Consider the following 2,589-nt stretch of genomic DNA (forward strand, 5'->3'; position numbering starts at 1 on the left):
GGATGGATGGATGGAATGAGTTTATTGTCCCATCAGCACAGTAAGGCTATATAGGGACAACAAATGATTGAAACTAAAATGATAATAATGAATGATAATAAATTAGAGAGATATATTTACAGAAAATGAATATAGAAGATGAATACGAATACATTCATGAAAATGGTAAATGAAAATTGCAGGATGTGCGATCGACACACCAGCGAGTGCGACCAATAGCAGCATCTCTCCTTTGCAACTACTCCTTCCCCAAAACCCACCTCACGGGGCGGAGATGTGCACGGTCGCAGTTGCTGATACATCAATCATATCCTGCAATTTAAAAATGACTTCACGAATCAAGGAGAATCACAAAAATAAAATCTTAGAATAAAAATCAAATGAGATATTGAAATGACAATATATAAAAAAGCAATATAAAAACAAATTAAATTTTGTGATAAAGATCTATTGATTCTAAATAATTGAGAATGTGCTCGGGAGCAACTTTCTCAAACAAAATTTTCGATGACATGACATTAAAAAAGGATGATCGTTTCCTGGCAAAAGCCGAACAAGTCATCAAAATATGCTCAATCGAGAGCGGAACATTACAAAAGGTACAAAGAGGACGAGGCTCTTTCTTCAATAAAAATGAATGGGTCAGGTGAGAATGGCCTATTCTCAAGCGAGTGAGAACTACATTCTCTCTCCGACTGAAGGCGGAAATATGTTGGTTCTGTTTCAAAGAGGGCTGAATATGGTGTAGTTTGTTATTAACCAAATTATCCCAGTCGAGTTGCCAAAACTGAGTGATATATTTCCGAGATAGGGGTTTAAAATCAGAGTAAGGTACCTTAAGAGAACTCTGTGTAGAGTTCAAGGCAGCTTTGGCAAGTGAATCTACTTTTTCGTTGCCTTTGATACCCATGTGACTAGGTATCCAACAGAAAATAATGGATTTACCTTTATGATGTAAATGAGTGTAATGTTCTAAAAGTTTTAATATTAGAGGATGTTTAATGTTAAAATGACTGAGTGACTGGAGTGAAGAAAGTGAATCTGTAAAAATAATAAACTTTGAAGATTTATGAGTTTCGATTCTTCGTAAAGCTAGTAGTAAGGCATGGAGTTCTGCTGAAAATATGGATGCATTATCCGGTAACCTCGAAGTATCAATGAAAGGAGGTGCATACATCGCTGCTGACACCTTTGCCTGATCCTTTGAACCATCTGTATAGATGGGTTGATGGTCACGATAAGTGTGTCTAATTTCAGCAAACAGGGATTGAAATTCTAGTGGGTGTGTAGTGGATTTAGATCTGTTGTGCAAAGAATAAATGACAGTGGGTATCTCTAACAACCATGGTGGTGTAGGAGATAATATGCTGGGTAAAATGTCAGCAGATGGTATTTCTGCTGCCTCAAAATGAGGAATAGTACGGACTCCAAATGAAGGGATGATTCGTTGGTGATATGCATACATATTTTCATGTTGTGCATGAAATACACAATTATAAGCTGGATTATTAGGATATGCTTGCATCTTAGTTGTATAGTCTAAAGATAATTTAGTGCGTCGAGAACTCAATGATGGCTCATTGGATTCTACATACAGGCTCTCCACTGGGGAAGTTCTGTATGCTCCTAAACATATACGTAAGCCCTCATGATGTATGGAATCAAGAGGTCTAAGATATGATGGTCTTGCAGAACCATAAATAATACTTCCATAATCCAGTTTCGAGAGAATAATGGCCTTATATAGCATAAGTAGGGTATCACGATTAGAACCCCAGTCAGTACTAGACAAAACCTTGAGAATGTCCAACGATTTTTTACATTTCGCCCTAAGGTACCGAATGTGAGGTATAAAGGTGAGTTTAGGGTCTAAAATAAGACCAAGGAACTTGAATTCTTCCACAACAGGAATTGGATCTTTTGCCAAAAACAAAGTAGGGTCTGGATGAAGACCACGAAGCTGACAAAAATGCATGCAAACTGTTTTGGTTTTCGAAAATTTGAAACCATTAGTGTCAGCCCATTTAGTAAGTTTATTAAGACACTGTTGGAGGTGTCTTTCCATTGTACACATGTGTTTTGATCGATAACTGATAGAGAAGTCATCTACATAGAGAGATCCTTCTGTATCAGTTTTCATACATGAAGCAATGCTGTTAATCTTAATGGAAAATAATGTAACTGAGAGGATGCTACCTTGCGGTACACCCATCTCCTGTGGAAATGTGTCCGAAAGAGTAGAACCCAATCGAACACGGAAATTACGATCATTTAAAAAACCCTTCAACCCAAAGTCGAAGAGATCTTTTAAAATACCGTATTGCCAAGTGGTTTCGTACGCCTTTTCCAAATCAAAGAACACAGTAACGACGTGCTCTTTTTTCAGAAAGGCATCACGAATGTAATTCTCGAGGCGGACTAAGTGATCAATGGTACTACGTCCTTGACGAAAACCACATTGTATATTGGTTAAAAGATTATTGGATTCTAAAAACCAAACTAAGCGGTCATTTATCATGCGTTCCAAAGTTTTGCATAGACAACTGGTAAGAGAGATGGGGCGGTAGTTTGCAGGATTGGTATGATCTT

The 2,589-nt window shown here is 37.5% G+C and carries 1 protein-coding gene; it reads right to left on the reverse strand.

Going from position 1 to position 2,589, the window contains the following annotated elements; translation table 11 throughout:
* Positions 1-427: 427 nt before the first annotated feature.
* A partial coding sequence (locus BOW51_RS09655) for a reverse transcriptase domain-containing protein (protein ID WP_135568224.1) occupies positions 428-2,589 on the reverse strand: 2,162 nt, incomplete at its 5' end.

It is taken from the genome of Solemya elarraichensis gill symbiont (assembly GCF_002021095.1).
Lineage (GTDB): Bacteria > Pseudomonadota > Gammaproteobacteria > Chromatiales > Chromatiaceae.